The sequence below is a fragment of the Aeromonas salmonicida subsp. salmonicida genome (assembly GCF_001643305.1).
In the GTDB taxonomy this organism is placed as follows: Bacteria; Pseudomonadota; Gammaproteobacteria; order Enterobacterales; family Aeromonadaceae; genus Aeromonas; species Aeromonas salmonicida.
Window position 1 is genome coordinate 1 of record NZ_LSGW01000009.1, and the last position, 6,353, is coordinate 6,353.

The window sequence follows — 6,353 nt, forward strand, 5'->3', positions numbered from 1 at the left end:
AAAACCAGGGGCGATTCAGTGTTCAAGAAACCCAACAAAAAACACATGCCCACCCTCACACCAGATGAGCTGCCTTTACTGATGTCTGACATTGCCAATGGGCGGCTAGACCAGACTACCCGCTGCCAAATTGAATGGAGCCTTCATACCTTGGTGCGCCCTGGCGAATCGGCTGGTACTCGCTGGGATGAAATAGACTTCGAAGCCAATGTGTGGAACATCCCAGCCGAACGGATGAAGATGGATCGTCCACACCGCGTGCCACTCACTCCGCAAGCTCTTTCCCTGCTTGAGCGGATGCGACCAATCAGCGGGCATCGTCCTTTTGTATTTCCGGGACGGCAAGACCCACTGGGCCATATCAACGACCAGAGCGCCAATGCAGCCCTGAAACGGCTGGGGTACGGTGGACGTTTAGTAGCCCACGGCCTGCGCTCACTGGGCAGCACGACTCTCAATGAACAGGGCTTCAACCCTGATGCCATAGAGGCGGCGCTATCCCATGCCGATGACAACGAGATCCGCCGCGCCTATAACCGGTCGGACTACTTTGAGCCGCGGGTGATCATGATGGGCTGGTGGAGTGACCACATCGAGCAGGCCAGCCAGGGGAACCTCTCTCTAGCGAGTGGCTTTAAGGCATTGAAGGTGGTAGGCGACTGACGGCCACCCGTTCCCGAACTGCCGGGCCTAGATCGGCCAATCGAAATACAGGAAAACCTAGCCAGCCTGGCCCGAGATCAACATCAGGCTCTACGTGAAAAGGTAATGCGAGAATGAGCAAAGACAACCCATTATTACCGCTGGAATATTGCCGGATTGATAGAGCTGCACGCCTGTTTGGATGTGAAGTTGAGGATATTCTTCATTGGTGCTCTATCGGTGCGATCGAGGGCTCAGCCTGGCTATCTGCAGTTCCCGCTTACCCTGTATTCGTAAAAGACAACTCGATTGTTGAAGATGAATATGACGAGCAGCTTGATTTGCTTTTCTATCCTGATGAGACCAGCGGCATTCGCCCCCAACCAGCCAGCATCGGTTGCAATGCAAAACTAACCAGAAGATATGGCACTCACGGCTCTCCAACTACTATCGCTAATGGTCTTTGGTCACTGGATAAGAGCCTATTTGAGCACATGCTTCTTGAGCAAAAAGCATATCTGAGCGAGTGGAGTCTTCTGCCTACTGGTTTTGATTATGGCTGTAACTTCGTCAGCATCGTTGTTGAAAGCAGTGCAGATGAAGCGCCAATTGAACCAAATCAAGTATGGCTAATTAGACGAGACTTGATATTGCTGAAAAAGCATATTGAATCAGGCGACCAAATCCCCAAAGAAGCATATTTGCAGACCCAACGGGCAAGCCACAAAACACCCCCCCAGCATCCAATCGCCGAGTACCATGCTGCTAACCGAGAGCGTGTGCTAGCTGCTGCAATCCGCGCAAAGCTCAACCCCGCCTGGCAGGATGATCCCGACGATACTGCAGTGGATTGGGCAACCAAGGTCATAAACTACGAGCACGCTCTATTCGATGACAAGAAATGCCCACTGGCACTCGGCACAGTTGAGCGGTTACTTAGCACAGCAATGACGACTGGCAGGCCCCGCAAAGACAAATAACCACTGTAGGGTAATGCTACTCAACGTCGAGTTAGGATTACCCGACATCGAAATCCCTCCTCTACGTGCTCCAATGACCCCATCGAAACCAAACGAATGATGAGGACAAATATGGAGCAACATATCGCCGCCCCCGCACTTCGCTTTATTCGAGTGCGGGAGGCCATCAATAGAACTGGCCTGAGCAAATCTAGCATTTACGACATGATGGCTCAGGGCCAATTCCCCAAAACAGTTCGCTTGGGAAGCGGGCGCTCTGTGGCATTTATCGAGGCTGAGATTGATGCCTGGATGGCTGAGCGTGTTGCCGCTCGCAATGTAGCTGCATAGGGGGCAGGCATGAAAAAAGAAAAAGGCCGCACCGAGAAGAACGGCACGACCCAGCTTGAGCATCAACAGCATAGCACCCCGCATACCGCTCCGATAGTCAGCGGACAGCGAGCACAGGTGCTGAGCATATTACGCCGAGGCCCAACCTTGAGCTTAAGTCTGACGGCTGATCATGCGATACCGGAAGCAGCAAGTCGCATCCATGAACTTCGTGAGCAGGGGTTCAACATTGAAACGCTGATCCAGGATGTGGTCACGTTCCGCGGCAGTGAGCGACGCAAAGTAGCTCTCTATGTGCTGAAGCACCCTGAATGGCCTCATCCCGACTTCTCCCGGGATGATCTACCACCAGCCGCTTAAGGAATACAGCATGCAAAACGCACACTATGGGAGCATTGCCCAGAGCCAAGCTTTGCCATCAGATAGACCGTCAAATAAGCGACTACAGCCAAATTTTGCGATTGGCTTGCCCGATAACAGCCAAGAGGGTACGATTCTTTCTGCAACGGCAAAATCCGTTGCCGAGATTGGCGTCTCGCAAAGAATCTTGGAGCCGACCCACGCTCTTGCGTGGTTTTTTGTCGGTGCTCGTTCCTCATTTCTTGGGGCGTTGCTCGCCTACCCGGTCAGCAGCCTCTACAGCGTTATGGCGGTTCGGGTGAGGGCCCCGCAAGGGGCGCTGGACTCCAAGGTCTCCAGTTACGCCAACCTCGTCCGGGCTGCCACCAGAAGATTGGCGTCTCTCTGTGGCAGTAACAAGCGACTGACCTTGGAGGCTGCCATCATGGCTACTGTCCCCACCCCTGCTACATCCAAAATCTTCACTTTCCTGATTGCCTCAAACTCCTGCCGGCTGGCAGACCTGAGCCGTATCCGCACCATTTCCGCCATGGCTGACACCGAAGTCCAAGCCCGCGCCGCCCTGGCAGGTTTGCCGTTGGTGTTTGTCAGCCGCCGTCCGTCTGGGGAGGTGGCCGCATGAACCCGACCCATTCCCCCCGCCTAGCTGAACTGCTGGCGCAACTGGCCGTACTGCTGGAAGAGACCGACCTGAGCCCGCTGGATCGCCACCGCTATGGCCGCCTGCTCGATGCCCTCTACCTGGAGGTACCTGGAGGCGGGGATCCGCAGGGAGGCACTGCAATGATCTCCTTCGCATGGGCTGCGCACGGCAGCGAGCCGGCCTTTGTTGGCCCCATCAACCAGCACACCGGCAAGCGTTCACAGGCGGGCAGCTTGAGCGCGTTTGTCTGGCGATCTGACCGGGACAAGTTCATTGAGCAAACCCGAGGCGGAGCTATCGCCGTGACCGCTAAGCAGGCCCGCGAGCTGAAAGCGGGGCTGACTGAGCAGGCGTTCAATGAGCTGGTGGCGGTATTGACCGGGGGTGACCTATAAGCAAACGGCGGATAGATGCCCTGCGCCGCCGCATCTGGCGCGAGCTGTACCGGGTGCCGGTGCGGTTGGCAGTGCTGCGGGTGTTGTTTCAACGACTGATGAAAGCCCAACGGCCACCCCATCACACTGCAACAGGGGGTTGCGATGAGTAAGATCGACAAGCTGGTGGAGGCGGTGGCACGGGCCTATCTGGTGGTGCGTGGTAACACGTTCAAACATCTGGGGGTTCAACTGCCGCTGAATCAGGAGGTGCTGACCATGGCGATCCACAACCAAATCGTGGGCGCTCACCTGGAGCACGCTGGCGGCAAACAGGGGCGAGAGGAGGCCTTGCTGATGCTGCGTCACATGGTGGCAGGCGATGAGCTGACCGAGCTGGCGAGAGAGCAGAGCGGGAGGGCAACGCAATGACCAAAAATGGCGGCGTGTCGGTTTGCGATTACCGCCATGCGATTACCGCCAAAAGAGCAATAACTCTAATTGCTGGAGGCTGCGCCCCGTCTGTGCTGACGCGGTATTCGATGGTTACTACCAATTACAAAAACCGCGCGGTATTGAACTAATACCCTTTTTTCCCTGATAGCAGTTCAGGGGAATTTATAGGGCTGATACCGCGTGGTCATTCAGGTGATTGCATGGGCGATATTCACCAGGCACGGCAAATGAGGACAAGCCGGAAGCAGGGCAAGGTTGCTGGGGATACTACGCAAGCAGGAGAGCTTGAGGTTGACGGGATATCGTATCCGCTCAACACAGGCCCAAAGCGTTCGCCACTGATGGTTGATTGGGTGAAGCGCATGATCCGGCACGTTGATGTCAAGCTGATCGAGTTTGGGCGAGTACTGATTGTCCGCATCGACTTGCACCACCCGGAGGGCCGCGACGACAACGCAATGATCACCCGCTTCATTGAGGCCATGACCAAGCAGATCCGGCGCGAGTACGACCACAAGCCGGGGTATGTCTGGGCACGTGAACGAGAGACTGCTAAGGCGCATCACTACCATATGGCCCTGATTCTCGACGGCGATCGGGTTCAACAGGGGATCGGAATCAACAAGCTGGCCGCCAAGGTTTGGGGCAAGATGGGCGGCACCATGGGCCGCTGTGACAACTATTGGCAGATGGTAGGGCGTGGTGGTGTGGAGCTGCCGGAAGTGACGCACTGGCTTTCCTACCTGACCAAGAGCAGGGGCAAGGGCTACCGGGCCGACTACGCGCAAGACTTCAACACCGGGCGCGAAACAGCCCGTGTGCGGGCCAAGAAGAAGGGCCAGACCGTGAAGGTGATGCCGGTTGGTGTACCGGGGCATGTTCCGATGTTTAGCTTCATGCGCATAGGTCAGGCGGGGCTGACTGTGGGGGAGTTTCGGGCTATGGGGCTCGATGTGGTAGCTGCGCAATCGTGGGGCAAGGTGGGAGGGCTGAGGGCTGTAGGTAAACGCCTTGGCATCGCCCCGAGTACAGTCCGATCCTACGTGAAGGCCGCCCGCCCCGGTGAGCTGGAAAACTCCAACATGTTGCGGGAGAAGCGGCAGGAGGCTACTAAGGCCAAGGGTATCGCCATACTGCGCGATGGTGTAACCCGGCAGGAGGTGGCCGCCACCTTGGAAGTGGACAGGGTTACGCCGTGGCGGTGGAACAGAGGTGTGCCGGATCTGGTCAAGCAGGCTAAGGCCAATGCCACTCGGGAAGGTCGCAAGGAGCTAAGGCGTAGGGCGCGCGAACTTCTGTGTGCTGGCGCTGGAACTATGGCTGTGGCCGCAGTGCTGGGGGTAAGCCCTAGGACCATAGTCAACTGGAAGGAGCTGGAGGGCTTGGGCAAGCGCGAGCAGGCGAAGTATGCCCAGGAGGTGCGAGAGCGGGCCGTTGCCATGAAGGCCGAGGGTGTGAGCTACGCCGAGATCTCCGAATCGCTGGAGGTGCCATTCAATACCGTGGCCACATGGCTTAAGCGGGCCGCCATCAAGACATGACCTCCAATGCCCAGGGCGAAAAGGGGCTGTTTGTTGGGCGGTCTCATGGCGAAAACGCCAAGAGTTGAGGTGAACAGAGGGCTGCCGAGTGCGGCCCTTTTCTTGTCAGTCTCGTGCGCGCGCATAAAAGGAAAACAGTGGTTCTACTGGTTCACTGGTTCCTAAATCGGGTCGATATTAGGCCGGAACCAATGAAGGGGGTCTAAGAACCAGTGAATAAGTCGCGAGTGGTTCACCCATAAACCCAGTCGTGGCGAGGGCTGGCGGGGAGTTGGAACCCAGAACCACCGGAACCACCGTTTTTTTCATATATAGAGCGTTACGAGCCGATCAAGATCACACTTTTTCCGCAACAAGGGGTTGCATTGAGATTGACCAACGAACAACGCCAGCAGGTGATCGAGCTGCGTCGCAAGCATTCATTGAGTGAGGTAGCTTCTCTGGCTGGCCTCTCTCTGGGAACAGTGAAAGCCATTGTCAGCCGATCTGGGCTGTTCACCGACAACCCGAGACACCGGGCCATGTTCACCCTCCCCCCCATCAAGCCCAACGGGGAGACACTGCCAGCGGTGCCAGAGCTACCGCCGCAGGAAGTGGTGACCGGGGATAAGGAGATCGACGCCCTGCTCTGGCTGCGTCAGGTGATAGGGACGGGCGACCCTGCCCACATCGCGAAAGCTAAGGAGGCGGCAGAGCGGATCACCACCCCGCACGGTGAGCTGGAGCAGCGTTACGGCAAATGGCTGGTGGCTAAGGCGGGCCACATGCTTGCGGGCCTTGGCAGCATCGGCTTTGCCAACCTCGACGGGCTGGCCGAGCGAGCCATCACAAGGCGGGCCAATGAGGCTGAGGCCATCGGACGGTTCGGGGATGCGCTGTGGGACGACACCCAGGCGGAGGCGTTTTGTCAGGAGGTACTGAGAGGGTTGGAGCAAGACAGTTGGCAACTACCGCCTAAACAGGTGGCGGAGCGGTTCAAGGCTGTGCCTGAACTGATGCCACACACCGTGTAGTGGTCAACTAAATC

At 57.1% G+C, this 6,353-nt stretch carries 9 protein-coding genes; all 9 read left to right on the top strand.

Features of this window, described 5'->3' with window-relative positions; translation table 11 throughout:
* On the top strand, positions 1-663 hold a 663-nt coding region (locus AXW79_RS00725; protein ID WP_043151108.1), incomplete at its 5' end, for a tyrosine-type recombinase/integrase.
* 113 nt (positions 664-776) lie between these two features.
* Complete coding sequence (locus tag AXW79_RS00730; protein ID WP_005312811.1) at positions 777-1,622, top strand: hypothetical protein; 846 nt, start codon at positions 777-779, stop codon at positions 1,620-1,622.
* Positions 1,623-1,733: 111 nt separating this feature from the next.
* The gene (locus AXW79_RS00735; RefSeq protein WP_005312807.1) at positions 1,734-1,952 is read left to right on the top strand and encodes a helix-turn-helix transcriptional regulator; all 219 of its coding nucleotides are present in this window, start codon (positions 1,734-1,736) and stop codon (positions 1,950-1,952) included.
* Between the two features lie 9 nt (positions 1,953-1,961).
* Positions 1,962-2,312: a helix-turn-helix domain-containing protein gene (locus tag AXW79_RS21905; protein WP_011898939.1), complete on the top strand. Its 351-nt coding sequence runs from the start codon at positions 1,962-1,964 to the stop codon at positions 2,310-2,312.
* Positions 2,313-2,322: 10 nt separating this feature from the next.
* Entirely contained in the window at positions 2,323-2,934 is a 612-nt protein-coding gene (locus AXW79_RS00740) for an ash family protein (protein WP_005312801.1), read from the top strand.
* Complete coding sequence (locus AXW79_RS00745) at positions 2,931-3,350, top strand: hypothetical protein (RefSeq protein ID WP_005312798.1); 420 nt, start codon at positions 2,931-2,933, stop codon at positions 3,348-3,350. The genes AXW79_RS00740 and AXW79_RS00745 overlap by 4 nt, the downstream gene beginning before the upstream one ends.
* Positions 3,351-3,494: 144 nt before the next feature.
* Positions 3,495-3,761: a hypothetical protein gene (locus AXW79_RS00750; RefSeq protein WP_005312795.1), complete on the top strand. Its 267-nt coding sequence runs from the start codon at positions 3,495-3,497 to the stop codon at positions 3,759-3,761.
* Positions 3,762-4,147: 386 nt separating this feature from the next.
* Positions 4,148-5,326 carry a YagK/YfjJ domain-containing protein gene (locus AXW79_RS00755; RefSeq protein ID WP_011898940.1) on the top strand — a complete coding sequence of 393 codons (1,179 nt, stop codon included), beginning with the start codon at positions 4,148-4,150 and terminating at the stop codon, positions 5,324-5,326.
* A gap of 365 nt (positions 5,327-5,691) precedes the next feature.
* Positions 5,692-6,339 carry an RNA polymerase sigma factor sigma-70 region 4 domain-containing protein gene (locus AXW79_RS00760; RefSeq protein ID WP_227534442.1) on the top strand — a complete coding sequence of 216 codons (648 nt, stop codon included), beginning with the start codon at positions 5,692-5,694 and terminating at the stop codon, positions 6,337-6,339.
* The last annotated feature ends 14 nt before the right edge of the window (positions 6,340-6,353 follow it).

Bases quoted from the DNA above. Each gene is read 5' to 3' on its own strand.
- AXW79_RS00735 (WP_005312807.1), top strand. From the start codon at position 1,734: ATGGAGCAACATATCGCCGCCCCCGCACTTCGCTTTATTCGAGTGCGG.
- AXW79_RS00730 (WP_005312811.1), top strand. From the start codon at position 777: ATGAGCAAAGACAACCCATTATTACCGCTGGAATATTGCCGGATTGAT.
- AXW79_RS00740 (WP_005312801.1), top strand. From the start codon at position 2,323: ATGCAAAACGCACACTATGGGAGCATTGCCCAGAGCCAAGCTTTGCCA.
- AXW79_RS00745 (WP_005312798.1), top strand. From the start codon at position 2,931: ATGAACCCGACCCATTCCCCCCGCCTAGCTGAACTGCTGGCGCAACTG.
- AXW79_RS00755 (WP_011898940.1), top strand. From the start codon at position 4,148: ATGATCCGGCACGTTGATGTCAAGCTGATCGAGTTTGGGCGAGTACTG.
- AXW79_RS21905 (WP_011898939.1), top strand. From the start codon at position 1,962: ATGAAAAAAGAAAAAGGCCGCACCGAGAAGAACGGCACGACCCAGCTT.
- AXW79_RS00750 (WP_005312795.1), top strand. From the start codon at position 3,495: ATGAGTAAGATCGACAAGCTGGTGGAGGCGGTGGCACGGGCCTATCTG.